The sequence below is a fragment of the Barnesiella propionica genome, from assembly GCF_025567045.1.
Taxonomy (GTDB): Bacteria; Bacteroidota; Bacteroidia; order Bacteroidales; family Barnesiellaceae; genus Barnesiella_B; species Barnesiella_B propionica.
This window is the reverse complement of record NZ_JAOQJK010000006.1, coordinates 1-26,264: the sequence shown is the minus strand read 5'-3', so window position 1 is coordinate 26,264 and position 26,264 is coordinate 1. Positions and strand designations below refer to the sequence as shown.

The following is a 26,264-nucleotide window of genomic DNA, read 5'->3' as shown; positions in this document are numbered from 1 at the left end:
TGGAGCGATAAGTATTAAAAAATAACACAGTCCGGTTATAAATTAGAACTGTGTTATTTTTTATGAATGGAATGATTAGTTTTGTTCTGCTATCGGACTTATTCCTTATAAAGACGTTTTCGGGCTTCCTGTACTTTTTCATCGGTAATATAGTCGTCATAGTCCATCATTTTGTCGATTATACCATTAGGAGTAAGTTCTATGACCCGATTACATACCGTTTCAATAAATTCGTGGTCATGCGACGACAGCAGGATATTTCCTTTAAACGTGCGCAGCGTATTGTTAAATGCCTGAATGGATTCCAGGTCAAGATGATTGGTCGGTGAATCCAGGATAAGAGTGTTTGCATTTTTCATCATCATCCGGGCGATCATGCAGCGCATTTTTTCGCCTCCCGAGAGAACCGATGCGCTTTTAAGAAGCTCTTCTCCTGAGAATAACATTTTACCCAAGAAACCTTTCAGATAAAGCTCGCTTGTGTCTTCGGAAAATTGAGAGAGCCATTCCAGCAGATTCATATCGGTATTGAAGAAGTTCGAATTATCAAGGGGAAGATAAGCCGTGGTGATGGTTTGTCCCCATTCGAATGTACCGGCATCCGCTTTTGTTTGTTCATTGATAATGTCGAACAATGCCGTCATAGCCCTCGGATCCCGTGAAATGAAAACGACTTTATCGTCTTTTTCGATAGCGAAATTCACATCCCGGAATAATAATTTTCCTTCGATAGATTTTTCCAGTCCTTTTACTTCCAGAATTTTATTACCCGGTTCCCGTGACGGAGTGAATATAATACCCGGATATCGGCGCGACGAAGGTTGTATCTCTTCGATATTCAGTTTTTCGAGCATCTTTTTCCGGCTTGTCGTTTGTTTCGATTTTGCTACGTTGGCACTGAAACGCCGGATAAATTCCTGTAATTCCTTTTTCTTTTCTTCTGCTTTTTTATTCTGTTGTTGCTGTTGGCGCAGGGCTAGCTGACTGGATTCGTACCAGAAACTGTAGTTACCTGCGAAAAGCTGTACTTTACCGAAGTCGATATCAACGGTATGGGTACATACGGAATCCAGGAAGTGACGGTCGTGCGACACGACCAACACGGTATTTTCAAAATTAGCCAGATAGTTTTCCAGCCACATTACTGTTTCGAGGTCAAGGTCGTTTGTGGGTTCGTCCAGTAGTAAATTATCCGGTTTTCCGAAAAGGGCTTTTGCCAGCAGGACACGTACCTTTTCTTTTCCGCTCAAATCTTTCATGAGCATATAATGTTTATTCTCTTTGATTCCTAACCCGCTGAGCAGGTTGGCAGCATCACTTTCGGCATTCCAGCCTTCCAATTCCGCGAATTTCTCTTCCAGTTCCGAAACCCTTATGCCGTCTTCATCGCTGAAATCCGGTTTAGAATAAAGCCGGTCCTTTTCTTCCATGATATCCCACAGTACTGTATGCCCCATAAGTACGGTATTGATAACGGTGCACTCGTCAAAAGCGAAATGGTCTTGGCTTAATACGGAAAGGCGTTCACCGGAACCTAACGTAATTGTTCCGTGCGAAGGATCGAGCTGATTACTGAGGATACGCATCAGGGTGGATTTTCCCGCTCCGTTCGCTCCGATGATTCCATAGCAGTTTCCCGGTGTGAATTTTAAATTTACCTCTTGAAAGAGAACTCTTTTACCAAATTGAATACCTAAATTATTAACCGTTATCATAACCTTTTATTTTTCGAGGTGCAAAGGTAGTGATTTTTACCGATAAAAAGAATTTTGCGGTCATATCCGTGCATATAAAGAATTTGTTTGCCCTGTTTAATATGTTTCTTACCGGACAGGTACGGATGCTCAGGTAGTCTTATACAAAGAATATATTTTACTTCCGGTTAAAAAATATCGTGTTTTTGTTACTTGTAATCTTTGTTAATACTATTTTTGTAAACGCAATGAATGATTAAAAATATAAATTATGATCAAGCACATAGTACTGTTCAAATTAAAGGAGATGGAAACGCCGGAAGCGAAACTGGCTGTTATGAACCGTTTTAAGTCCGCATTGGAAGCGTTGAAAGGAAAGATAGAGGTTTTGCGGTTTATCGAAGTAGGGCTGAATTGTAATCCTAATGAAGATTTCGATATTGCTTTGACAACAGAATTCGATAATATGGAAGACTTGGCATTCTATGCAACCCATCCCGACCATGTGGCTGCGGGTGGTATTATAAAAGATGTAAAAGTTGCCCGTTCCTGTGTGGATTACGAGTTTTAAAAAGAATGTTTTAATAGCTCATTGAATAAACCAGAAGAGAAAAGGCTCTCAGGATGAATTCATCCTGAGAGCCTTTTCTCTTTATTTATAGGTAAATATTGAATATTAAATTATTTTAAATATATGTTTGACCCCATACTGAAATAGTTCTGTAATATCTTTATCTGTACTATATTCTATATTTGCAGTTTTAACCGATAATTTTAAGCGATAGATAACAATATGGAATATGTTCAGTTCCTTTTCGATTTCATTATTCATATAGATGTGCATTTGGCTCAATTGGTTTCTGAGTATGGGATTTGGATATACGCTATACTTTTCATTATTATTTTTTGTGAGACAGGTCTGGTGGTAACTCCTTTTTTACCCGGGGATTCACTTTTGTTCGTGGCAGGGGCATTATGTGCGTTGCCGGATAATGGAATGAATGTGCACCTGATAGTTCTGTTACTTGTTCTGGCCGCTATATTGGGTGATTTGTCAAACTATTTAATAGGACGTTTATTCGGCCGAAAATTATTTTCTAAGCCTGATTCTAAAATATTTAAACAAAGTTATTTGGAAAAAACTCATCGCTTTTATGAAAAGTACGGGGGCAAGACAATAATTTTGGCCCGTTTTGTCCCTATAGTCCGTACATTTGCTCCGTTTGTGGCCGGAATGGGACATATGAGTTATCGACATTTTTCGTTATATAATGTGACAGGAGGAATCGTGTGGGTAGCTTTGTTTATTTATGCCGGTTATATCTTCGGAGGAATGGATCTTGTACAAGAAAACCTGAAACTACTCATAGTAGGTATAATTTTTGTCTCCATTTTGCCTGCCGTGATAGAGGTATGGAGGAATAAAAGGAAAGCGGCCCGTCGTTCTTAGAAAAACAGCAGGACCGGTTCGTATTTTACAGATTATAAGTCTTTCTATTTATTCTTTTGCATAGAGTATTTTTCAATACCCAGACTTTCATAAGTTTTTTTCAGTTCTTCATCGTTATCCGATATGACAAGCAGTTTATCTGCCGGTTCCAGCCTGGTATGGCCTTTCGGGACGAAGTAACGGTTTTCCCTTTTTACCATGACTACCAAAGTATTGTCTGGTAGTTGCAGATTCATGAGTTTATTGCCTTCTCTTAGTACGGAGGGGGTAACTTCTATCTCGCTCATGGCCGATTTTATTTCATCGGGGAGATCTACATTGAATTCTTTTTTCCGTTCGCATTCTTCCGAAAGTCCCAACCAGTTTGCCATAGCATGGACGGTCGTGCCTTGCACTATTAAGGAGATGATCGTAATAAAGAATACGATATTGAACATGAGGCGGGAGTTTTGTATCTCAGGGGAAATAAGAGGGTAAGTGGCGAAAATAATAGGGACAGCCCCCCTTAATCCTACCCATGAAATATAGGTCCTGGCTTTAGTAGAGAATTGACGAAAGGGCAGCAGACAAAAAAAGACGGTTACCGGCCGGGCTATGATTATCATAAAGAAGCCTATCAATAATCCCATGCCTGTTACGTCCAATAATTCTTTAGGGTTTACCAGTAATCCCAGAGTAAGGAACATGACTATCTGGCATAACCACGTAAAACCGTCGAAAAACGTTGTGAGGCTTTTCTTGTGGACAAGTTTGTGATTCCCTACGACAAGTCCGGCTATATATACGGCCAGGTAACCGTTCCCGTGTAAAATGTCGGTAAAGGCGAAAATAAAGAAAACGAATGCCAGTAAAAGTACGGGATAAAGTGACTCGTTACTAACATTTATCCGGTTAATGATCCATACACCGCAATATCCCATAATAAGTCCCGAAATGGTACCTATACTCAGTTGCATGAGCAGTAACATGACCGATTGCGCCCAGTTTACCTCTCCCATTCCTATGATTTGTATCAACAATATCGTTAACATGTAGGCCATAGGATCGTTACTGCCGCTTTCGAGTTCCAGGGTGGGACGTAATTTCTCTTTCAGGCAAATCCCTTTGGAACGCAGGATGGAAAAGACCGACGCAGAGTCGGTAGAGGACATGACCGCCGCCAGAAGCATGGATTCTAATAGACTAAGAGTCCAGCCGTTCGGAAGAAGTCCCGATATATAATATATGAACAATCCGGTAATGACCGTAGTCATGAGCACGCCTATTGTTGCCAGTACGATACCGGGACCCATAATAGGCCTTATTTCTTTGTAGCTGGTATCCATACCGCCCGAAAAGAGGATGATGCTCAAAGCTATCATACCTATGAACTGGGCTATTTGAGGGCTGTTGAATTGTAATCCGAAACCATCGCTTCCCGCCAGCATTCCTACTCCCAGGAACAGAAGGAGGGCTGGCATCCCGTATTTGGCACCGGCTTTTCCGACAAGGACGCTTATAAAGAGTAACAATGAACCTATTAATAGAATATTTCCTCCGTTTATTTCCATGAGTATATTATATAGTTGGTCTTTTAATTGTGAATATTACCTTATTTTATCCCATAAAGGTACAAAAAAATATCGAATTTGAAAAAACTTCTTACAACCGCTCCGGATGTATCTTTTGTCTCCGAACAAATAAGCCGTTCGCTTGGTTTTATAGGACAGACTAAATGTATTGAATAATATGGAAAAATCGAATATAGGATTAATAGGACTGGCAGTTATGGGAGAAAACCTGGCGCTCAATATTGAAGGTCATGGTTATCAGGTGAGTCTGTATAATCGTCCTCATAGGTCGGGACCCGAGATGGTGGATGTCTTTTTGGAAAACAGAGGAAATGGAAAAAAATTTGTTGCGACGTATACTATATCCGACTTTGTCGGTTCATTAGAACGTCCCCGTAAAATCATGATGATGATTAAGGCCGGAGAACCGGTAGAAGAGATGATTGAACAACTTATTCCTTATCTGGAACCTGGCGATGTTATTATAGATGGGGGAAATTCCGATTTCAGAGACACGGAGCGACGGTACAGGTATCTTTTGTCGAAAGGAATATGGTTTGTCGGAGCAGGCGTTTCGGGAGGTGAGACGGGTGCATTGCACGGGCCGTCCATAATGCCTGGAGGAGCACCTGAAGCCTGGGAAATTGTTCGTCCTTTTCTACAAGACATAGCTGCACATCTCGATGACGGCACACCGTGTTGCAGCTGGATGGGGAGCGGAGGGGCCGGACATTTTGTCAAGATGGTGCATAACGGGATAGAATACGGTGATATGCAACTGATAGCCGAAGCATATATGATATTGAAAAGCCATGCAAAAATGAATAATGAAATCATGGCCGATATTTTTGAACAATGGAACCGGGGAGAGCTTAACAGCTATCTGATAGGTATCACTTCACATATACTTCGGTTTAAGGATTCGGACGGCTCTTTCCTGATAGAACATATCCGGGACAGCGCCGGGCAGAAAGGAACCGGAAAATGGAGCGTGGAAGCTGCGCTGGATGTGGATGAACCTTTGTCCCTGATTAGTGAGGCTGTTTTTGCACGGTTTATATCCCGGTGGAAAGAAGTAAGGGAGAAAGCTTCCGTATTATATCCTCCCGAAAAAAAAGAGGGAAAAGAACACGACCTGCCATCCGAATCGGTAAGACAGGCTCTTTTTGCTGCCAAACTGGTTTCTTATGCCCAGGGATTTTCTTTGCTGAAAAACGCCTCCGAATTATATGGATGGAATATAGATCTGTCATCCGTTGCTACGATATGGAGAAAAGGTTGTATTATACGTGCCGGTTTTTTGAAAGAGATAGCACATGCTTACTCGGGGATGGAAAAACCCGAAAATTTGTTGTTTAACGACTGGTTCCGTGACCATGTGAACAATGCTTTGCCTGCCTGGCGTAAAATTGTTTCCCGGTCGGCTATGTCCGGTATTCCGGTACCGTGCATGAGTTCGGCTTTGGTTTATTTCGATATGCTTCGGCAGAAACGCTCCGGAGCTGCCCTTATACAAGCCCAGAGAGATTATTTCGGGGCTCATACTTATGAAAGAACAGATGCTCCTCAAGGCGAATTTTTTCATACCGATTGGACCGGTACCGGAGGAAATACGGTATCCGGTTCCTATACGGTTTAATGTAATTGTTATGAATAAAATACCTGAGAATCAGATTTTAGTAATCTTTGGAGCATCCGGCGATCTGACACGCCGTAAATTATTACCCTCGCTTTTCGAGTTATTCTTAAGAAAATTATTACCGAAGCGTTTTCTTATCGTAGGGGTTGCCCGTACCAAACAAAATACCGAGGAATATCGGACAAAACTTAGGGAAGCTATAATCGACAGCCGTAAATCCAGTGTGGTAGACGGCCCTGCTATGGATGGTTTTCTCAAGCATATTTATTATATAAGTATGGATACCACGACCCCTGGCCAATATCCCTGGCTGGCCCGGCAGATAGACCAGATGAGGGTTGCTTCCGACATTGACGATAATATACTCTATTATCTCGCAACACCTCCTACGATGTATGCACTCATTCCCCGGTTTATCCAGGACGCCGGAATGAACCGTTCTTCCAGGGGCTGGCGGCGTATCATCGTAGAGAAGCCTTATGGCAGGGATGAAGAAAGTGCGCGGGAACTCGATCTTGTATTACGTTCGGTCTTTCCCGAAAAAGAGATTTATCGTATCGATCATTTCTTGGGAAAGGAAACCGTGCAGAATATTTTGGTTCTTCGGTTTTCCAACGGGATATGGGAGCCTTTGTGGAATCACCATTATATAGATCGGGTCGAGATTACGGCGGCTGAAACACTGGGAATGGAGGGTCGCGGAGGTTATTACGAAACGGCCGGAGCTTTACGGGACATGGTACAAAACCACCTGATGCAGTTGATGGCTTTTATAGCGATGGAACCGCCCTCGGGATTTGATACCGAAGCGATAAGGGATGAAATCGTGAAGGTATTCCGCTCGTTACGTCCCCTGACCCCCGGAAGCGGTGCTGTAGAGGCTGTTCGTGCACAATATAAGTCCGGTACGCTGAACGGAAAGAGAGTGGGTGCATACCGGGAAGAGCCGGGGGTTGCATCCGATTCTTCAGTAGAGACTTACGTAGCTCTGAAGTTCTTTATCGATAACTGGCGCTGGAGCGGGGTTCCTTTCTATTTCTATACCGGAAAACGGCTTTGTTCCAAACGTTCGGAAATAGTAATTTATTTTAAGAGCACTCCCCAGCATTTTTTCGAAGGGGAGTGTGAAGGTACTTCCTGTAATCGCCTGACCATCACGTTACAGCCAGACGAAAGTATCCGGCTCAGCTTCGGCTTGAAACAGCCGGGAGAAGGGTTTGTCGTGCGCCAGGTGAGTATGGATTTCTTTTATAATTCATTGCTCAGGGTCAGGCTTCCCGATGCCTATGAACGCTTGCTGCTCGATGCTATGATAGGCGATTCTTTGTTATATGCGAGGAGCGATTCTCTGGAAGCGAGCTGGCATTTTCTGGCTCCGTTGCTACATTACTGGGAAAAACATCCTCAGGAAGATCTGGTCTTTTATGAACCGGGTAGCGGGGGACCTGCGGAAGTAAGCAGTATTTCTGATACGCCTTTCTTTTTTTCCGATTCGATATGTTCTGTAGAGAAAATAAAAGAAAAAGATGAAAACTAAAGTGAATATACAGTCCTTTTATACGGCAAACGAGGCTTTGGAAGCTTTAACGGATACATTGCTGGCCGAAGTGAGAACGAAAGGTAAGTCTCCTTTTTATCTGGCCGTTTCAGGGGGAGAAACAGGGAAAGAACTTTTTCGTCTGTGGGCTTCGCTCTACCCATATCAAAAGGAATGGGGGCAGGTACGTTTTTATTTCACAGATGAACGTTGTGTTTCTCCGAACGGAGAAGATAGTAATTATTACTGGGCTGAAAAAGAGTTCTTTCAACCTGTAGGAATAGAATCCCGTCATGTGCACCGCATCCGCGGTGAAGAGTCTCCCGAAGGAGAAGCTTTCCGCTATGGCAGAGTGGTACAGGATGATCTTCCCGGAGAGAACGGATTACCCCGTTTCGATGCGATAATTCTGGGAATAGGAGAAGACGGCCATATAGCGTCGATTTTTCCCGAGTCATGTAACCTGCTTACCGATAGTGATATATATGCCGTATCGAATAATCCTTCTAACGGTCAGATGCGTATCACCCTTACCGGGGATGTTATACTGACAGCCGGTAAGATATACATTCCCGTGACAGGAAAACGGAAAGAAGAACGCTTGAGAGAATTACTGACCGGAGAAGATATATCTTCTCCGGCCGCTTATCTTTTAAAGAATGCCCCTCAGGCGGTTATATTTACCGAAAAAAAGTTGTGGGAAGCATACCAGTTATTCATCGAGGAGATCCGGACGTAAACGCCGTGTACGTTCCAGGGCCTGGTCGTGTTTCCATTCGTCTATTTTGCGCTGATGTCCCGATAGCAGGATATCCGGGACTTTCCATCCTTTGTATTCCGCCGGACGTGTATAAACAGGCGGAGCCAGCAGATTATCCTGAAAAGAATCTGACAGAGCCGATTGTTCGTCACCGATGGCTCCGGGGATAAGCCGTACGATAGCGTCACACATAATGGCTGCTGCCAGTTCACCGCCCGTAAGCACATAGTCGCCTATAGTCACTTCCCGGGTAATAAGATGTTCTCGTATCCGGTAATCTATCCCTTTATAATGTCCGCACAAGAAGATCAGGTTTCCGGACATGGACAGGTTGTTTGCCATGCGCTGGTCGAATTTTTCTCCGTCCGGGGTGGTAAATATCACTTCGTCGTAGTTTCTTTGGCTTTTCAAGTATGAAATAGCTCTGTCAATAGGTTCAATTTGCATCACCATACCCGCTTCTCCACCAAAAGGATAATCATCGACGCGACGATGCTTATCCAGCGTATAATCTCGCAGATTGTGCACGACGATCTCCGCCAGGTTCTTGTCCTGGGCCCGTTTCAATATCGAATGGTTTAGCGGACTTTCCAGTAGTTCGGGGAGTACGGTGATAATATCTATACGCATGAATTTATTTTTTTGCAAAAATAGCTCATTGCAGGCTTTTCTGCAACTTTTTCTTACAGGCAGCAAAAGAACCGCTGTTAAAATAAGAAAGAACTATTAGCCGAGTAAAAATATATATGATGACTGAGCAGGATTTAAAAGTAGATGTTTTTTCATCAAAAATCTTTACATAAGTTTTTTCAACCATTTTATTTTCTTATTGTATGGAGCGAATTTCATGCCGATATTATACAAATTGGTTGTGGTGACGATACTGCGGGCATGGCTGAAAGTCTCAAAACTGTAACGCCCGTGGTAAGCACCCATTCCGCTGTTTCCTATTCCCCCGAAAGGGAGCCGGTTGTTTGCCACATGTGAAACCGTGTCGTTTATACATACTCCTCCCGAAGTCGTGTGTTGTATCATATACCGGGCATTATTTTTACCGGACGTAAAATAATAAAGGGCCAGAGGTTTATCCCGTTCATTGATATATTCCACGCAATCGTCTATATCGGAAAAGCTGAGTATAGGGAGAACAGGCCCGAATATTTCTTCGGACAACAGGGGTGAATCCGGCTTTTCTTCCAGTTTTCCCATTTCGATAAGAGTGGGGGATATATATAGATCTTTCTTATCGTATGTGCCACCGAAAAGGATATTGCCGTTATTAAGCATGGATACCAGACGATTGAAATGGCGTTCGTTTATAATGCGGGGATAGTCGGGGTTTAAACGGGGATCTTCACTATATTGCCGGATAATCTCTTTTTTCAGGAATTCGGTAACTTTATCTTTGACCGATTCGTGAACCAACAGATAGTCGGGTGCCACGCATGTTTGCCCGCAGTTAAGCAATTTTCCCCATACGATGCGTCTGGCAGCTTTTGGGATATCTGCGTCTTTATCAACGATACAAGGGCTTTTTCCTCCTAATTCCAGTGTGACAGGAGTAAGATGCCGGCTTGCTGCTGTCAATACCTGCCGCCCATATTCCATACCTCCCGTATAAAAGATATAATCGAATTTTTCCTGAAGAACTTTTCCTGTCTCTTCGTTACTGCCGTTTATGAGAGCTATATATTCCGGTTCAAAGCATTCTGAGATGAGGACCGATAGAATGTGACTTACATGAGGCGAGTCCGGCGATGGTTTTAAAACAGAACAGTTCCCGGCACATATAGAGCCTATAAGCGGAGATAGACAGAGCTGGAACGGATAGTTCCAGGGGGCAATGATAAGTGCGATGCCTCTCGGCTCATAATGGATTGTACTACGTGAACCTATAAGGAAAAGAGGTGTATAAATGTGTTTATCTTTTGCCCATTCTTTCAAATTTCGTTTGGCATAACGAATTTCATTCAGTATCAATCCGATTTCGCTCAGGTAACTTTCAAAAGGTGATTTTCCCAGGTCTTTTTTCAGTGCTTCCGTTATTTCCTGTTCGTGGGTTTTTATTCCTTCTTCCAAGCGGTCCAGTGCACATAACCGGAAAGGTATTTCCCGGGTAATATGTTCCGTGTAGAATTCTCTTTGTAACCGGACAAGTTCGCTGTAATTCATATACTGCCTTTATTATATTTTTGGTAAAAATAAATCTTTTCGGGAAAAGCGGCAAATACCTGTTTGTTAATATTTTCTGTTAATTGAAAATTCTTTATGATAGTGATCGGAAAAATAGCCCTGCCGAAAATAATTACGGCAGGGAGTCAATTAATTAAATGAAACAAATACCACACAAGAGTGGAATTTAAAGATACCTTGAACATCACGCCCGGATATCTGTTTTTTGAATTTATTTTTTTAGAATTGATGAGTTTCTATAATTTAATAATTATAATATATCATATCCTATTTTACTTTCAGCCGAAAAACTTTAATATAATAATATATTATCATGTTATTGCAAATATAGTTAATTAAAATTGAATTATAAACTATTTATTGATATTATCTTATAAATAATATATATTCTATGCATTTTTTCTTTATTAAGAAAGAAACGGAGTAATAAAAAAAGATAATAAATGTTTCGGCATTTTTTTCGATATTCTGTGTGTTTATATATGTGAACTATCATTTGAGTTTGCTTGTTATTTTTCTAAATTAAAATTGTGATGAGTAAACTCTATTCTTTTCGCTCCGGAGTGTTATTGTTTCTCTGGCTCTGTATTTTGCCCGTTATGGCTCAAAACAGGGAAAATGAATATCTATCGGCCCCTATGCCTGCTACCTGGACCACCGATTCTCTTTTTATACAGACGTTACCCGCCGATGACCGGTGGTGGCAGGAGTTAAACGATCCGGTTCTTGATTCCCTGATTATGGTAGCTGTTGCTAATAATCATAATTTGTTGGTAGCTGCAGACCGTATTCGTATAGCAAAAGCAGCATTACGCATGCAACAAAGTTATTATTATCCCGGTATCGATTTTTCTGCAGGATGGACTAAATCCAGGCAAAGCGGGAATTTGGTCAAAGGGGGAAATCCGAACGATGAATCTCAATATGCTTCCGCCGATCTGTCAGTAAGCTGGGAAATAGACTTGTTTGGTTCCATCCGGCAACGGGCGAAATCCCAAAAAGAACTTTACAGAGCTTCCCGGGAAGAATATAACGGGGCTATGGTTACATTATGTGCCCAGGTTGCCCAGATGTATGCGGCTCTGCGTACTTATCAGCAACAGTATTTGGTTGCCGAACGTAATATCGCTTCTCAAAAAGTAATATTGCATATCACTGAAGTCAGGCATAATACCGGACTGGCATCGATGCTTGATGTATCACAGGCGAGTACGGTCTACTATAGCACTGTGGCATCTTTGCCTTCATTAAAAGCTGCCATTGACAAACAAATAAACGCGTTGGCAGTTCTTTTGGGATTGTATCCCTCGGAATTGAGGGAGGCTTTGATCCATCCGGCACCGCTGCCCGAATATTATAAACTGGTATCGGTAGGTATTCCATTGAATATTATTCGCCGCCGTCCCGATGTTCGTTCCGCCGAATATACAGTTGCTTCTTATGCTGCTGCCGCAGGTGCAGCTAAGAGTGATTTTCTTCCTAAATTGTACTTGAAAGGGAGCGTGGGATTTGCCGCACGTGATATGGACCATTTTTTTAAGAAAAAAAGTTTTACTTATCAGATTGCCCCGACATTGACCTGGACTCTTTTCCAGGGTATGGAGAGAACACAGGCTTTGGTATCGGCAAAAGCTCAGTTGGATGCCGGGATAGAGCAATATAACCAGACGGTACTGACGGCTGTACAGGAAGTGGAAAATGCGATGACCGGCTATTCGCATGCTGTGGAACAGATATCTTCGTTGCAACAGTTGGTTGCTCAGGGCACTAAAACGCTGGATTTATCTCTTGATTTATACAAGCGGGGATTAAGCAATTTCCAAAATGTGCTGGACGCACAGCGGTCCCTCCTTTCTTATCAGAATTCTTTAGTATCGGCACAAGGCGGTGCTTTGAATTCCCTTATATCGCTTTATGAAGCTCTCGGAGGAGGCTGGGAAAGCGAACCGAATCGTTAAATGAAAAAACCTCTTTAATGTTATGAGAAAATATTTCTTTATGACCATGATGTTGTTATTGGTGATGTCATGCAGCAAGTCCCGAAAACAGACCGAAACCGCTCCTGTAGTTCCTGAAATCTCGGTAGCTTATCCTGTTGTAGATTCGGTTGTACTACATAAAGTCTATCCCGGGTATTTAACTTCTTTACAAACGGTAGAACTCGTGGCCCGCGTGAGCGGATATTTGCAGAAAATAGATTATACGCCCGGGGAAATCGTGCCGAAAGGGAAGTTGTTGTTCGTTATAGAACCTACTCAGTATCAGGATGCGGTAACTCAGGCCGAAGCGACGCTTAACACGGCAAATGCCCAATTGGATTATGCCCAGAATAATTATGTACGTATGAAAGAAGCTTCGTTGAGCGATGCTATAAGTGAGATCGATCTGATAAAATCGGAGTCTTCGCTGGACCAGGCGAAAGCTTCGGTAAGTAATGCAGAGGCTGCGTTGTCGGCAGCTAAGACGAAACTCAGCTATTGTTATGTGAGAGCTCCTTTTACTGGACGGGTTTCCCGTAGCCAATATGATGTGGGAAACTATATCAACGGTTCTATACAATCTACGACATTAGCTACTATATATCAGGATACCAAGATGTATGCATACTTTAATATAGAAGATAACCAGTATCTGCGAATGGTAATCAACCAGAATAAAAAACTGGCGAAGGAGGCTTTACCAGACAGGGTACAGGTGAACTTTAAAGAGCCTCTTCCTGATGTATATTACGGACGCATGGACTATCTTTCGCCGAATGTGGACTTATCTACCGGAACGCTGACTGTCCGGGCCGAGGTGGATAATACGAAAGGTGACCTGAAAAGCGGTTTATATGTTTCTGTATCGTTGCCTTACGGATTCCGTAGCAAAGCTGTGCTTGTAAGAGATGCCTCTATTGCTACCGACCAGTTGGGGAAATATGTGTATGTCGTGAATGATTCCAATAAAGTAGTATATAGGCCGGTAGAAGTAGGACAGTTGTACAATGATACTTTACGGCTCATTAATAAAGGACTTACAGCTAATGAACGCTATGTGACCCGTGCCTTGCTGAAAGTCCATGACGGAATGGAAGTGAAACCCGTCGTGGAAAAAAACTAATTTGCTAAATCTTAATCGTCATGATTTCAAAATTTTTTATTGAAAGACCTATTTTTGCCACAGTGCTCGCCATTATCATGGTAGTGGCCGGACTGGTAACGCTATATACACTTCCGGTTGCGCAATTTCCGGATATAACACCTCCTACGGTGCAAGTAACGGCTATATATCCGGGGGCCAGTGCCGAGACCGTAGCCAAGACGGTCGGGGCTCCTATCGAAGAACAGGTGAACGGTGTGGACGGTATGTTATATATGAGCAGTTCTTCTTCCTCATCGGGGCAGTACACTCTGACGATAACTTTCGAAGTGGGTACCGATATAGATATGGCTACTGTACTGGTTCAGAACCGGGTGAATATAGCACAGGGAAATTTGCCCGAAGCGGTGATACAGCAAGGTATAACGACACGCAAACAGTCTACTAATATCGTGATGTTTTTGTCTTTAGGTTCGGATAATCCGTTGTATAACGGATTGTACTTATCCAATTACGCTAAACTGAATATTACCGATGAATTGTCCCGGCTTCCCGGTGTGGGCGGGGTTACTGTTTTCGGTGCCGATAATTATAGCATGCGTGTTTGGCTGGATCCTGAAGTGATGAGGATACGTAATCTTACCCCTGCCGATGTGTATTCATCCATACGTTCCCAGAATATGGAAGTTTCGGCCGGTAGCGTGGGAGAGCCTCCTACAAATACCGATGAAGCATTTCAGTTCACCCTTACTTCCCAGGGACGTTTATCAACGCCGGAAGAATTTGGTAATATTGTTATAAAGGCCCTCCCACAAGGAGGATATTTGCGGCTGAAAGATGTGGCTACCATAGATATGGGAAGTGCTTCGTATAACGTAACGGCCACTATAGACGGAAAAGAAGCGGCAACAATCGCCATATATCAATTGCCCGGCTCCAATTCGCTTGACGTAGCGAAAGAGGTACGTGCCAAAATGGACGAACTGAGCCGTTATTTCCCGCAGGATATAAGCTATAAGGTAGTGCTTGATACGACCGAATTCGTGACTGCTTCTATCGATGAAGTCCTTAAAACATTTGTCGAAACGACATTGATCGTGATGTTGGTAATATTGTTATTCTTACAAAGTTTCAGGGCTGTTATTATTCCTTCGCTTACCATTCCTGTTTCCCTGATAGGTACGTTTGCCGTTATGAAGTTATTAGGTTTCTCTATCAATACGCTTACTTTATTCGGTTTAGTGCTGGCTATCGCTATAGTGGTAGATGATGCTATAGTCGTAGTGGAAAATTCCAGCAGGCTGATAGATTCCGGTAAATATACCCGTAAAGCGGCAGTTGAAAAGGCGATGGAAGAGATTACCGGACCAGTAATAGGGGTGGTTCTGGTATTGCTGGCGGTGTTTATTCCTACTGCATTTATCAGCGGTATTACAGGTCAATTGTATAAACAATTCGCTTTAACGATAGCAGTCGCCACTGTATTTAGCGGATTTAATTCGTTGACCTTGACCCCGGCTTTATGTGCGCTGTTTCTGAAGCCGACCAAAGAATCTTCTTTCTTTCTTTATAAATGGTTTAATAAAGGATATGAGGCTACGCTGCACAGATATGTGCAGCTAATAGGTTCGATGTTGCGTAAACCTGTGATTTCGCTGGCTGTTTTCATTGTACTGTCGGTGGTCGCTTTTTGGGGATTTCTTAAATGGCCGACCTCTTTCATACCCCAGGAGGATCAAGGATATTTTATCGTATCGGTACAATTGCCTAATGCAGCCTCAATGGAACGTACCCAAGTGATAAGTAAAAAACTAAGTGATATAATATCTTCTTACCCCGAAGTGGAAACGATGGTAAATATAAATGGTTTCTCTGCTTTGCAAGGAGGTAATGCTTCCAATATGGCGACATTTTTTGTCGTGCTGAAAAACTGGAATGAACGAAAAGGAAAAGAACACAGTGTTTTCGACATTGTGAACCGTGTGAACCGGGATGCAGCGTCCATACAGGAAGCTATTGTTTTTGCTGTAAATCCTCCGGCTATTTCGGGGTTAGGAATGTCCGGAGGTCTTGAATTTGAGTTGCAGGACCGTAAGAATCTCGGAGCAGGTGAATTACAGAAGGCTATTAAGGATTTACAGGACAATATGCATACTCAACCCGATTTAATGATGCTTTCTTCTCTTTTCCAGGGAAATACTCCGCAATATTTTCTGAATATTGATAGAGACAAAGTTAAAATGCAAGGGTTGACACTAAGCGATGTTTTTTCTACTTTGTCGTATTATATGGGATCCGCGTATGTAAATGATTTTATTCAGTTCGGTCGTATTTATCAGGTAAAACTGGGAGCCGAAGCGTCAGCCCGGGCAACAGTGAACGATGTTATGAAATTAAGCGTACGGAATAGTAACGGGCAAATGGTTCCTTTTTCTTCATTTACCGAAATAAAAGAACAGATGGGACAAAATCTTGTTTCTAGGTACAATATGTATACAGCAGCAGCAATTACTTGTATTCCCAAACCAGGTGTAAGTTCGGCGAAAGCGATCGAAGCTATGGAAAATCTTACGCAGGAGACTCTGGGAAATAATTTCGGGTATAGCTGGACTTCCGAGGCTTTCCAGGAAACACGTTCTGGTTCTACTATATCAATAATATTCGCACTGGCTATAATTATTGTAGTTCTGGTATTAGCGGCACAGTATGAGAGCTGGACGAATCCGATAGCTGTAATCCTGAGTTTGCCTATTGCCATCTTAGGTACGGTATTAGGGTGTATGGTTATGAATCTGCCCATTAGCATATATAGCCAGATAGGTATTATACTTTTAATAGCCCTTTCGGCAAAGAATGCTATTCTCATTGTAGAATTTGCCATTGATTACAGGAAAGAAGGTCAACCAGTCCGAAGGGCGGCTTTGGAAGCCGGGCGGTTGCGTCTGCGTCCTATATTGATGACTTCGTTCGCATTCGTATTCGGTGTATTGCCATTGATGTTTGCAACCGGAGCGGGAGCGGAGAGCCGGATATCATTAGGCACAGCAGTCGTTTTCGGTATGGCTATGAATACCATATTGGGTACTTTGTTTGTACCTAACTTCTGGGAATTAATGGAGAATTTGCAGGAAAAATATTTGTCTAAGTTATTTAAAGACGATGATGCTCCGCCTGTCGATACATCTAATAAGAGTAATGGCGAAAGCGTGTGATAAGAAAAGCCGTTCAGATATTTCTGAACGGCTTTTCTTATTATTGGTTTGGTGGTATGTAAGCTATTGATATATAGATGTATGTATAGTATAAATGAGTATAATTAAATTAAAATTTAATTATACTTTCCAAGTATAACTCAAAACTAATTCTTAAACAGAGGAAATAAACAGATTAATGCTCTTTCATTTTTAGGATAAATGCATTGTTATTAATCAAAACGAGCATATTACAGAGAAGTGAAATGATACTTATAAGTACGCTTCGCGGTCTTCAGTGTCATACTGAAGAACCTAAATCGTTTATTAATGACCGTGCAAAAATAGTATTTATTATATAGATAACAAAAAAATATTTGAGTTTTTTTATATATTAAAACATCTATAATCGATTGAATATTTTATGTATTTATTTATCAATATTTTACATTTTTGTCTTTAATGGAATGCCTTCAAATTTCAAATATTTGTAAAGCGTATTTTTACTTTTAATATCCAGTTTTGAGCATATATGCCGGACAGGTTCTCCTTTTTGATAAAGTATAGCAACTTGTTTTGCTTTTTCAAGAGCTTTCTTACTTAATCCTTTTGGTCTTCCAAAAATACGTCCTCTTTTTTTAGCTGCAGCTCTACCTTCCTGCGTACGTTCCACTATTACATTTCTCTCAAATTCGGCCAATGCAGCAAATATATGCATTGCGAATTTTCCAATATAATCGGTTGTATCAATATTATCTCGTATAGATTTTATTCTAATTCCTCTTCGCTCTAATTCCGCGCATATTTTTACGATTTCTACTAACGAACGGGCAAGTCTGTCTAATTTATAAATAACAAGAATATCTCCTTTATTCATTATTGTCAAGCATTTTTCTAATTCTGGTCTGTCTCTCAATCCTGATTTTTTCTCACAAAATATACGGTTACAGCCATGGTTTTGAAGTTCATCTATTTGCATATCAAGATTTTGCTCACGTGTACTTACTCTAGCATAACCGTAAATTATACCCAATTCTTGTTTTTCCATTTATCTAAATAATTTGATTATTTATCCAAATTTACCGAAAAGAGACAAGATATAATATACCGGAAAAAGACATATTTTTCTTAAATCATGTTGAGATAAAAAAACAGTTCCAAAATTATTCAATACAAATACGAGTATAATTAAATTTTAATTTTTCTATACCCCCTTATTTATATAATGAAGAATTGGTATGCCATATATACTTTTGCACGTTCAGAAAAGAGAGTTTACAGCCGTTTGGTCGATCGCGGAATAGAGTGTTACATACCGATACAGAACTGCACCAGACAATGGTGTGACCGTAAGAAAAAGGTGGACATGGTAGTTATACCTTCTTATCTTTTTGTACACATGGAGAATACGGAACAAAATTTCCGCGATATTAAATATATACCGGGAGTGGCAGATATACTTCGTTTTGGTTCGGCCCCCTATATTATACCGGATAAGATTATTGATGATATTAACAAAATGCTTCAGGCTTCTGAGCAGCCTTGTAATTTGGTATACGATTACATTCCCGGTGACAAAGTACGGGTCATTGGAGGAAAACTTCGTGGACTTACAGGTGATGTTATAGAGGTCTCAGGTCAATATCATTTACGTGTTTCCCTGGATAAACTGGGTACTCTTGAAACGGTTGTTCCCAAAAGTTGCGTGCAAATAGTTGAATTGTCATAATTAACAAAATCAAAGTAATGAAAGTATTAGTAACGGGAGGAGCCGGATTTATAGGTTCCAATTTATGTGAACGCTTACTGAAAGATGGAAATGAGGTTGTTTGCCTGGATAATTTTGCCACTGGACATATTGAAAATCTGTTGCCATTAATTAATGCATATCCTCAGACCTTTAAGTTGCAAGTCGGCGATATAAGGAATATAAACGACTGTAGGAAGGCTGTGGAAGGGATGGAATATGTTCTGCATGAAGGAGCTTTAGGATCAGTTCCCCGGAGCATTAAGGATCCGGTAACTACTAATGAGACAAATATATCAGGTTTTTTAAATATGCTGGTTGCTTCGCGTGATGCAGGTATCAAACGATTTATTTATGCCGCCAGTTCTTCGACATATGGAGATAGTAAAAGCCTGCCGAAAGTAGAAGATGTAATAGGAAAGCCTCTTTCCCCTTATGCCATTACAAAGTATGTTAACGAATTGTATGCCGATGTTTTCTCCCGTACCTATGGAATGGAAACGATAGGATTACGATATTTTAATGTATTTGGCCGCCGTCAGGATCCCAACGGTGCATATGCGGCGGTGATACCTTTATTCGTAAAGAAATTTATGGCGCATGAAAGTCCGGTAATAAACGGTGACGGAGAATATAGTCGTGATTTTACGTATATAGAAAATGTCGTTCAGATGAATATGTGTGCTTTAGCCGCCACAAATCCCGATGCTATAAACCAGGTGTATAATACTGCTTTTGGAGAACGTACGACTCTTAATCAATTGGTGAATTATTTAAAAGAATTTTTGAGTCAGTATGATCCTGAGATCGCAAATATAGAAGTTTTACATGGGCCTAATAGGGCCGGGGATATACCTCATTCTCTCGCTAGCATTGAAAAAGCGCGTACACTTTTAGGATATGATCCTCAATATAGTATGAAAGATGGTTTGCGTGAAGCAGTCAAATGGTACTGGGAAAATCTATGATGATTGAATTATAAAAATATATCGTTATGCATGAGATAAAAATATGTGTAATAGGACTGGGGTATGTAGGATTACCTTTGGCTCGTTTGTTTTCAACGAAATATAAAACTGTTGGATTCGATATGAACCAGCAGAGAGTCTCCGCTCTTATGGCAGGTCATGATGCGACATTGGAAGTAAGCGACGAATTACTCCAAAGCGCACTTAAAAATGGATTTGTTTGTACTTCCGATATAGAAGCGATACGCGATTGTAATTTTTACGTAGTGGCAGTTCCTACCCCGGTGGATGAAAATAATAATCCCGATTTGACGCCTCTTTACGGAGCCAGTACGACCGTAGGAAAAGTTATCGGTAAAGGTGATATTGTGGTTTATGAATCCACGGTTTATCCCGGTGTAACAGAAGATGAGTGTATACCGGTCGTAGAAAAAATATCCGGGCTCAAATTAAACCGGGATTTTTTTGCCGGGTATAGTCCTGAACGTATAAATCCGGGAGATAAACAACATACGGTAGAACATATTAAAAAAGTTACATCCGGTTCCACTCCTGAGATCGGAAAAAAAGTGAATGAAGTATATGCTTCAGTAATTACGGCGGGTACGCATTTGGCTCCGACGATAAAAGTTGCAGAAGCTGCTAAGGTGATTGAAAATTCGCAAAGGGATATCAATATCGCGTTTGTGAACGAGTTATCCAAAATTTTCACCAAAATGGGAATCGATACTCAGGATGTATTAGAAGCGGCATCAACCAAGTGGAATTTCCTTCCTTTCAAGCCGGGGCTGGTGGGGGGACATTGTATAGGTGTAGATCCCTATTATTTGGCGCAGTGTGCTCAGCGCCATGGATATAACCCTGAAATTATTCTGGCAGGACGGCGTATGAACGACGGAATGGGTGAATATGTTGCCACCGAAGTTATTAAGCTCATGTTGAAGAAGGGTATTCAGGTACTGGGTTCAGATATTCTTATATTGGGCTTCACTTTCAAGGAAAATTGTCCCGATGTACGCAATACCAAAGTAATAGATATTTATAAAGCTTTGCAGGAATATAATGTGCATGTAACTGTTTATGATCCTTGGGCACATCCCGCTATTGTCGCGCATGAATATGGTATAGAGGTGATAAATACCTTGCCGAAAGAGAAATTTGATACTATCATATTAGCGGTTGCTCATGATAAATTCAATGAGCTGGATGTACAATCATTGGCGGAAGATAATCATATTATTTATGATGTGAAGGCTTTTCTCGATAGAGGTTTGATTGACGGTAGACTGTGATGAATCGGCAAGAGATAAAATACATTGGATTTTATGATGTACGCAATGCGGGAGAAGATAGAGCTTGTGCTTTGTCGGCTTGTAATAAGATGGATTATATCGTATCTGTAATGCAAAGGACCGGACATGATGTTAAACTTATTTCTCCCGCCTGGAGAACTTCGGCAAAAAGGAAGAACAAAAACATAGAAAAGCTTCGAAAAAAAAGAAATCTTTATATTGCTCCTGGATTTCCTGCTTATAACAAGTTCTTTTCGTATATCAATATTTTTATCTCTCTTTTATGGTTGTTTATAGAATTGGTGATTCATTCCCGTAAGAATGAAAAAATATTGGTATATCATAGCGAATGGTTATCTATACCTCTTCGATATGCGAAAAAAATCAAAAAATATAAAATTGTTTTGCAAATAGAAGAAATATATACCGAAGTCTGGAAGAAGAAAAAATACCTTAGAAGATGGGAAAAAGCTCTTATTGAGGATGCAGATGAATATATATTGGTCTCCAGTTTATTAGCGAAAAGGTTTTCTGATAAAGCCGTTTCTTCGATATTATACGGAAGTTATATTCCCGTTTTTGGGGAAAATATTCAGGATAAAGATAACATTAACATTGTTTATGCAGGAGGAATTGAAATAACACGGGGAGGAGCTTTTGGTGCAGTGGGGTGTATATGCCATTTACCTTCGAATTATACGATGCATATTTGTGGCTACGGGACTCCGGCTGTAGTAGAAAAACTGAAAAGAGAAATAACTGTTGTGAACGATAAATTAAAAAGAGAAGCCTGCGTTTTTCATGGGATTTTGTATGAAAAAGATTTATCAAATCTTTTGTTTTCATGCCAAATTGCCGTTAATCCTCAGGTCGTGGGAGATTATATGTCTTCTGCATTCCCTTCTAAAATTATAACTTATTTATCTCATAATTTAAGGGTAGTCACAACAAAAATAGAAAGTATTGAAAAATCCCCTTTCGCTAAAATAATTTATTTTTCTTCTTCAGCAAAAGAGCAAGATCTGGCAGAGAGTATATTATCCGTTGATGTTAATGTGCCATACGATAGCCGGGCTTTGATATGTCAAAAAGATCGGGAATTTTTCGAAGAAATAAAAACAATATTTTCTTAATTAAATATGGTAATTCTTCAGATTAATACCGTTTGCGGCCGTGGTAGTACAGGTTCCATCTGCGTAGATATTGCCTCCCAATTGGAAAAAATGGGACATACTTGTTATATTGCTTATGGACAAGGAAATACCGATTATGAGAAAAGTTATAAAATAGGAAGTAAACTTGAAAATTATTTGCATAATATTGGTTCCCGGTTATTGGGCAATCAAGGATATTATACGGCAAAAGGAACGAGACGGCTGGTCAAGTATATTGAACATGTAAAACCTGATATTATACATTTACATAATTTACATGGGAATTATCTCAACTTACGAATCATATTTAATTTTTTGTCAATGGCCGGTATTCCGGTAGTTTGGACATTGCACGATTGCTGGGCTTTTACTGGAAAATGCGCTCATTACACCTCGGCAGGTTGCTATAAATGGGAGAAACAGTGCGGACATTGTCCCCAATTCAGAAGTTATCCTTCTTCTTTATTTTTGGATAGGAGCAGACGATTGTATACAGATAAAAAGAAATGGTTTACTTCTATCGATAATATGGCCATCGTTTCTGTCTCCCGATGGTTGCAAAAAGAAGCATCCCGTTCATTTTTGTCGAAATACCCTGTTTCTTATATATATAATTGGGTAGATTATAAAAAATTCTTTCCCCAGCCCGAAGATATCCGAAAAAAATATCAAATACCTGAAGATAAATTTATTTTATTGAGTGTAAGCGCAGGGTGGAATAAAAATACTTCTCGCTATAAAGATGCTATGGAGTTAATGAAAATGCTCCCCGAAGACATGCACCTTGTTATGGTAGGACAATGTTATAAAGACACTGAAATACCCCCGTCCATTACACATATACCCTATATTCAGGGAGCGGAAGAATTAGCAAAAGTATATTCTGCGGCCGATGTTTATGTGCACCTTTCTGTTGAAGATACATTTGGAAAAGTCATAGCAGAGGCTATGGCCTGCGGAACTCCATCTATCGTTTTCGATTCTACTGCTTGCCCCGAATTAATTGGCAATAATTGTGGATACGTAGTCAGGCCCCATAATGTATCAGATATTATTGCAAAGGCAAATATAATTAAGAAAAATGGTAAAAAATATTTTTCTACTCCTGCTATTAACTATGTAAAAGAAAACTTTGATTATGAACGTAATGTAATGCAAATTATTCGTTTATATGAAAAATTAATCAGTCGATGATCGTTCAGCTCGTTCTTATATTTATTATATTTTTTTCTGCATTATTATTTGGTTCCGGGAGTCACGGGCAAGAATATAATGTTTCATTGAGGAGAAAATGGTTTGTTGTTTTCATCTGTTTCCTTTTTATTTTACAGTCCGGACTTCGAAATTTTGCGGTAGGAGCGGATACCTATGCTTATTATCTTAAATTTGAAAATATAAAGTATGAAAGCTGGGACTCTATATTAAAGAATTTTTATGAAGTATATATCGGTAAGGAAGGAAAAGATGCCGGATATCCGTTATTGCAAAAAATCTTTCAGGTTTTCTGTGAAGATTATCAGACATTCTTATTTTTAGTCGCCGTTTTCTTTTTTGGAGCTTTAGGACATTTTATATATAAAAATACGGAACACATCCGGGATGCTGTTTTTGCATTTATATTATATCAGGCGTTATTCTATTCTTTTTTCTCAATTACAGGTACCCGGCAAACCATTGCAACGGCATTTACTTTGTTAAGTTTTGAATTTATAAAACGGCGAAAATTAATTCCGTTTATATTTTTGATCTTCTGCGGAATGTTTGTTCATAAATCGGCATTATTGTTTTTCCCTTTCTACTTTATTGCTAATGTAAAACAATCCAGGTTATTGTACTGGTCGAGTATTCTATCTTTTCCCGTACTGGTAGTATTGGGCCGTCAGTTTGCTTTGCAACTGGCAATATTATCAGGTAGTGACAATTATCTGGGATATGCGGAAGATACGACCCGCGGAGCCTGGGGATTCACTACACTTTTCATGGGTATAGTATTGTTAGGGCTGATGATGTATAAAAAAGCAATAACATATTATCCTTTTGCAAACAGATTTTACAATGCTATAAGTATGGCTGTGCTTTTTGTTCCCCTCACTTTTACAAGTGCGGCGTTAATGAGAGTGGTCCAATACTATTCTATATTTTTGTTATTGTTTGTTCCCGTCTTATTAAATACGATAAGTATACAAAATCCGCGAATCAAATATTTGATATTTATCGTAGTCGTAGCTATTCTGATAATGAAAATAATATCGAGTAATTATACATACGGCTTTTTTTGGGATTCAATGGTTTTAACTAATTATGTATGATCGATTCTAATAAACAGATAAAGTTAGGGGCTTTTCTTTCTTATTTCGCCATATTTTTCAATATAATAGCCGGATTGCTATATACTCCCTGGATGATCTCTAAAATCGGAAAAGCCGATTATGGTTTATATATGCTGGTTACATCGTTTCTTACTTACTTTATCGTAGATTTTGGCTTATGGCAGGCTATATCGCGGTATATCACGAAATACCGGGCGGAAGGCAAAGAAAACGAGGTTCAGAATATTATTGGATTGTCGGCAAAGATATATTTGGTTTTGGATATTATTGTTTGCATTATTTTATTTATTCTTTATTTTTTTCTGGACCGGATATTCGTAAAACTTACACCCGAGGAGCTGGTTAAATTCAGGCATATTTATTTAATCGCCGCTTCCGCAAGTGTAATATCCTTGCCTTTCATCTTTGTGAAAGGTATATATATGTCTTATGAATTATTTATTCAAACAAAGTTATTCGATGTTTCTGTAAAATTTTTCTCGATAGTCTTTACAGTGGTAGCATTATCTTTAGGGTATAAATTATATATGCTGGTTCTTATATATGCTTGTGTACCTTGTATAATTAATTTCATCCGGGTTATATATCTGATAAAAAGAAATGTTACGGGAATCAACTGGAAATATTATGATAAAAAATTATTGGGAGGTTTATTTAATGTCTCTTTTTGGTTGGTTTTGATAGTTTTGGGAGAATTATTTATTAAAAATATAGCACCTTCTATTTTAGGAATTTTTTCCGGTACCGAAGAAATAGCTGTATTTGCCATCGGTTCTACCATAGACGGGTATATATATGTATTTGCCGGAGCTTTAAACGGATTATTTTTACCGAAAGTGTCGCAATTAATCGCGCAGGAAAAAGATACAAAAGCTCTGTCATCTTTAATGTTAAGAGTAGGCCGTATCCAGGCGTATATCGTGGGATTTTTAATTTTAGGTGTATTTTTGATAGGTTCCGATTTTATACAAATATGGGTGGGTAGTTCATTTTCTAAGTCTTATTATGTCGCATGTTTACTGATTTTACCCAATTTTATTTTTTTATCGCAACAAATAGGTGCTACGATTCTGTTAGCTCAGAATAAATTGAAATATAATGCATATATGTATTTATTTGCTGCAATTATAAGTTCGTCTTTATCCGTTTTATTAGCTCCTTCTATGGGGGCGGTGGGGGCAGCTTTGGGAATTTGTATAGGAACATTTTTATTTTTCGATATAGGATTGACAATTATATATCAAAAGAGCATTCATTTAGACATGAGAGCGTTTTTGAAGGATGGGATATTAAGTATAATCCTTCGTTTTATTCCGATCATTATATTGTTTTTGGTTTTTAGTAAGATTGTGCAGATTGATAATCTTTTGATATCCTTTATCTATAAAGGGATATTATTTTCCCTATTATATATCGTTGTAATGTATTTTTTTAGTTTTAATAAAGAAGAGAAACATTTGTTTTTTTCGTTCTTTAAAAAGAATAAACATATAATTAAATAAATAAACCAACAAAAGAATACAGTTATGAGCATATTCAGCGACAAAGTATTATTAATTACGGGAGGAACCGGAAGTTTCGGTAACGCCGTATTGCGAAGATTTATAGACAGCGACCTCCGTGAAATCCGGATTTTCAGCCGTGATGAAAAAAAACAAGACGACATGCGTCACCACCT

Annotated in this window: 21 protein-coding genes; 16 read left to right on the top strand and 5 right to left on the bottom strand. The window is 39.8% G+C overall.

Annotated elements, in window-relative coordinates; all coding sequences use genetic code 11:
- Positions 1 to 98: 98 nt before the first annotated feature.
- Positions 99 to 1,715: an ABC-F family ATP-binding cassette domain-containing protein gene (locus OCV73_RS09235; protein WP_147551552.1), complete on the bottom strand. Its 1,617-nt coding sequence runs from the start codon at positions 1,713 to 1,715 to the stop codon at positions 99 to 101.
- 250 nt (positions 1,716 to 1,965) lie between these two features.
- Between OCV73_RS09235 and OCV73_RS09230 the strand changes: the two genes are divergently transcribed.
- Positions 1,966 to 2,265 (top strand): Dabb family protein, encoded by a 300-nt coding sequence (locus OCV73_RS09230; RefSeq protein ID WP_147551550.1) that lies wholly within the window; start codon positions 1,966 to 1,968, stop codon positions 2,263 to 2,265.
- 222 nt (positions 2,266 to 2,487) lie between these two features.
- A complete protein-coding gene (locus tag OCV73_RS09225; RefSeq protein WP_147551549.1) occupies positions 2,488 to 3,144 on the top strand; it encodes a DedA family protein in 657 nt (218 codons plus the stop codon).
- Between the two features lie 44 nt (positions 3,145 to 3,188).
- Here the strand turns inward: OCV73_RS09225 and OCV73_RS09220 are convergent, their stop codons facing one another.
- The gene (locus tag OCV73_RS09220) at positions 3,189 to 4,694 is read right to left on the bottom strand and encodes a potassium/proton antiporter (protein ID WP_147551547.1); all 1,506 of its coding nucleotides are present in this window, start codon (positions 4,692 to 4,694) and stop codon (positions 3,189 to 3,191) included.
- A 178-nt stretch (positions 4,695 to 4,872) separates the two neighbouring features.
- Here OCV73_RS09220 and gnd point away from each other — a divergent pair, with 178 nt between their 5' ends.
- The 3 genes from gnd to pgl are packed head-to-tail and all read left to right on the top strand — an operon-like array spanning position 4,873 to position 8,609.
- Positions 4,873 to 6,333, top strand: coding sequence for a decarboxylating NADP(+)-dependent phosphogluconate dehydrogenase (gnd, locus tag OCV73_RS09215; protein WP_147551545.1), 1,461 nt, complete (start codon positions 4,873 to 4,875; stop codon positions 6,331 to 6,333).
- 10 nt (positions 6,334 to 6,343) lie between these two features.
- Positions 6,344 to 7,870: a glucose-6-phosphate dehydrogenase gene (gene zwf, locus OCV73_RS09210; protein ID WP_147551543.1), complete on the top strand. Its 1,527-nt coding sequence runs from the start codon at positions 6,344 to 6,346 to the stop codon at positions 7,868 to 7,870.
- Complete coding sequence (gene pgl / locus OCV73_RS09205) at positions 7,860 to 8,609, top strand: 6-phosphogluconolactonase (RefSeq protein WP_147551541.1); 750 nt, start codon at positions 7,860 to 7,862, stop codon at positions 8,607 to 8,609. The genes zwf and pgl overlap by 11 nt, the downstream gene beginning before the upstream one ends.
- On the opposite strand, the gene trmD is transcribed toward pgl, so the two are convergent.
- Both trmD and OCV73_RS09195 read right to left on the bottom strand, forming a co-directional pair.
- On the bottom strand, positions 8,583 to 9,260 hold the full coding sequence (gene trmD, locus OCV73_RS09200; RefSeq protein ID WP_147551540.1) for a tRNA (guanosine(37)-N1)-methyltransferase TrmD: 678 nt from the start codon (positions 9,258 to 9,260) through the stop codon (positions 8,583 to 8,585). The genes pgl and trmD overlap by 27 nt on opposite strands.
- A 165-nt stretch (positions 9,261 to 9,425) precedes the next feature.
- The gene (locus tag OCV73_RS09195) at positions 9,426 to 10,802 is read right to left on the bottom strand and encodes an aldehyde dehydrogenase (RefSeq protein ID WP_147551538.1); all 1,377 of its coding nucleotides are present in this window, start codon (positions 10,800 to 10,802) and stop codon (positions 9,426 to 9,428) included.
- Between the two features lie 554 nt (positions 10,803 to 11,356).
- On the opposite strand from OCV73_RS09195, the gene OCV73_RS09190 reads away from it, so the two are divergent.
- From OCV73_RS09190 to OCV73_RS09180, 3 genes are read left to right on the top strand one after another with little or no spacing between them, the layout of a single operon-like run.
- Positions 11,357 to 12,781, top strand: a complete 1,425-nt coding sequence (locus OCV73_RS09190; RefSeq protein ID WP_147551536.1) for an efflux transporter outer membrane subunit — start codon at positions 11,357 to 11,359, stop codon at positions 12,779 to 12,781.
- A gap of 22 nt (positions 12,782 to 12,803) precedes the next feature.
- A complete protein-coding gene (locus tag OCV73_RS09185; RefSeq protein ID WP_147551534.1) occupies positions 12,804 to 13,925 on the top strand; it encodes an efflux RND transporter periplasmic adaptor subunit in 1,122 nt (373 codons plus the stop codon).
- A 20-nt stretch (positions 13,926 to 13,945) separates the two neighbouring features.
- Positions 13,946 to 17,116, top strand: a complete 3,171-nt coding sequence (locus OCV73_RS09180; protein WP_147551533.1) for an efflux RND transporter permease subunit — start codon at positions 13,946 to 13,948, stop codon at positions 17,114 to 17,116.
- A 424-nt stretch (positions 17,117 to 17,540) separates the two neighbouring features.
- Here the strand turns inward: OCV73_RS09180 and OCV73_RS09175 are convergent, their stop codons facing one another.
- The gene (locus OCV73_RS09175; RefSeq protein ID WP_147551531.1) at positions 17,541 to 18,143 is read right to left on the bottom strand and encodes a recombinase family protein; all 603 of its coding nucleotides are present in this window, start codon (positions 18,141 to 18,143) and stop codon (positions 17,541 to 17,543) included.
- A gap of 177 nt (positions 18,144 to 18,320) precedes the next feature.
- Between OCV73_RS09175 and OCV73_RS09170 the strand changes: the two genes are divergently transcribed.
- From OCV73_RS09170 to OCV73_RS09135, 8 genes are all read left to right on the top strand, one after another.
- Positions 18,321 to 18,824, top strand: coding sequence for a UpxY family transcription antiterminator (locus OCV73_RS09170; protein WP_147551530.1), 504 nt, complete (start codon positions 18,321 to 18,323; stop codon positions 18,822 to 18,824).
- Positions 18,825 to 18,841: 17 nt separating this feature from the next.
- Entirely contained in the window at positions 18,842 to 19,810 is a 969-nt protein-coding gene (locus OCV73_RS09165) for an SDR family oxidoreductase (protein WP_147551528.1), read from the top strand.
- Between the two features lie 26 nt (positions 19,811 to 19,836).
- Positions 19,837 to 21,102: a nucleotide sugar dehydrogenase gene (locus OCV73_RS09160; RefSeq protein WP_147551526.1), complete on the top strand. Its 1,266-nt coding sequence runs from the start codon at positions 19,837 to 19,839 to the stop codon at positions 21,100 to 21,102.
- On the top strand, positions 21,102 to 22,235 hold the full coding sequence (locus OCV73_RS09155; RefSeq protein ID WP_147551524.1) for a glycosyltransferase family 4 protein: 1,134 nt from the start codon (positions 21,102 to 21,104) through the stop codon (positions 22,233 to 22,235). Before OCV73_RS09160 ends, OCV73_RS09155 begins: the two co-directional genes overlap by 1 nt.
- Positions 22,236 to 22,241: 6 nt before the next feature.
- A complete protein-coding gene (locus OCV73_RS09150) occupies positions 22,242 to 23,450 on the top strand; it encodes a glycosyltransferase (protein ID WP_147551522.1) in 1,209 nt (402 codons plus the stop codon).
- A complete protein-coding gene (locus tag OCV73_RS09145; protein ID WP_147551520.1) occupies positions 23,447 to 24,565 on the top strand; it encodes an EpsG family protein in 1,119 nt (372 codons plus the stop codon). Before OCV73_RS09150 ends, OCV73_RS09145 begins: the two co-directional genes overlap by 4 nt.
- Positions 24,562 to 26,088: a lipopolysaccharide biosynthesis protein gene (locus OCV73_RS09140; protein ID WP_147551518.1), complete on the top strand. Its 1,527-nt coding sequence runs from the start codon at positions 24,562 to 24,564 to the stop codon at positions 26,086 to 26,088. The genes OCV73_RS09145 and OCV73_RS09140 overlap by 4 nt, the downstream gene beginning before the upstream one ends.
- Positions 26,089 to 26,112: 24 nt before the next feature.
- Positions 26,113 to 26,264 (top strand): polysaccharide biosynthesis protein (locus OCV73_RS09135; RefSeq protein WP_167551241.1); only part of this gene is annotated, 152 nt, incomplete at its 3' end.

Excerpts from the sequence above, each read along its gene's own strand:
- OCV73_RS09180 (WP_147551533.1), top strand. The coding sequence starts at position 13,946 with ATGATTTCAAAATTTTTTATTGAAAGACCTATTTTTGCCACAGTGCTC.
- gnd (WP_147551545.1), top strand. The coding sequence starts at position 4,873 with ATGGAAAAATCGAATATAGGATTAATAGGACTGGCAGTTATGGGAGAA.
- OCV73_RS09170 (WP_147551530.1), top strand. The coding sequence starts at position 18,321 with ATGAAGAATTGGTATGCCATATATACTTTTGCACGTTCAGAAAAGAGA.
- OCV73_RS09155 (WP_147551524.1), top strand. The coding sequence starts at position 21,102 with ATGAATCGGCAAGAGATAAAATACATTGGATTTTATGATGTACGCAAT.
- OCV73_RS09225 (WP_147551549.1), top strand. The coding sequence starts at position 2,488 with ATGGAATATGTTCAGTTCCTTTTCGATTTCATTATTCATATAGATGTG.
- OCV73_RS09165 (WP_147551528.1), top strand. The coding sequence starts at position 18,842 with ATGAAAGTATTAGTAACGGGAGGAGCCGGATTTATAGGTTCCAATTTA.
- OCV73_RS09195 (WP_147551538.1), bottom strand. The coding sequence starts at position 10,802 with ATGAATTACAGCGAACTTGTCCGGTTACAAAGAGAATTCTACACGGAA.
- OCV73_RS09175 (WP_147551531.1), bottom strand. The coding sequence starts at position 18,143 with ATGGAAAAACAAGAATTGGGTATAATTTACGGTTATGCTAGAGTAAGT.
- trmD (WP_147551540.1), bottom strand. The coding sequence starts at position 9,260 with ATGCGTATAGATATTATCACCGTACTCCCCGAACTACTGGAAAGTCCG.
- OCV73_RS09235 (WP_147551552.1), bottom strand. The coding sequence starts at position 1,715 with ATGATAACGGTTAATAATTTAGGTATTCAATTTGGTAAAAGAGTTCTC.
- zwf (WP_147551543.1), top strand. The coding sequence starts at position 6,344 with ATGAATAAAATACCTGAGAATCAGATTTTAGTAATCTTTGGAGCATCC.
- OCV73_RS09190 (WP_147551536.1), top strand. The coding sequence starts at position 11,357 with ATGAGTAAACTCTATTCTTTTCGCTCCGGAGTGTTATTGTTTCTCTGG.
- OCV73_RS09140 (WP_147551518.1), top strand. The coding sequence starts at position 24,562 with ATGATCGATTCTAATAAACAGATAAAGTTAGGGGCTTTTCTTTCTTAT.
- OCV73_RS09145 (WP_147551520.1), top strand. The coding sequence starts at position 23,447 with ATGATCGTTCAGCTCGTTCTTATATTTATTATATTTTTTTCTGCATTA.
- OCV73_RS09160 (WP_147551526.1), top strand. The coding sequence starts at position 19,837 with ATGCATGAGATAAAAATATGTGTAATAGGACTGGGGTATGTAGGATTA.
- pgl (WP_147551541.1), top strand. The coding sequence starts at position 7,860 with ATGAAAACTAAAGTGAATATACAGTCCTTTTATACGGCAAACGAGGCT.
- OCV73_RS09220 (WP_147551547.1), bottom strand. The coding sequence starts at position 4,694 with ATGGAAATAAACGGAGGAAATATTCTATTAATAGGTTCATTGTTACTC.
- OCV73_RS09230 (WP_147551550.1), top strand. The coding sequence starts at position 1,966 with ATGATCAAGCACATAGTACTGTTCAAATTAAAGGAGATGGAAACGCCG.
- OCV73_RS09185 (WP_147551534.1), top strand. The coding sequence starts at position 12,804 with ATGAGAAAATATTTCTTTATGACCATGATGTTGTTATTGGTGATGTCA.
- OCV73_RS09150 (WP_147551522.1), top strand. The coding sequence starts at position 22,242 with ATGGTAATTCTTCAGATTAATACCGTTTGCGGCCGTGGTAGTACAGGT.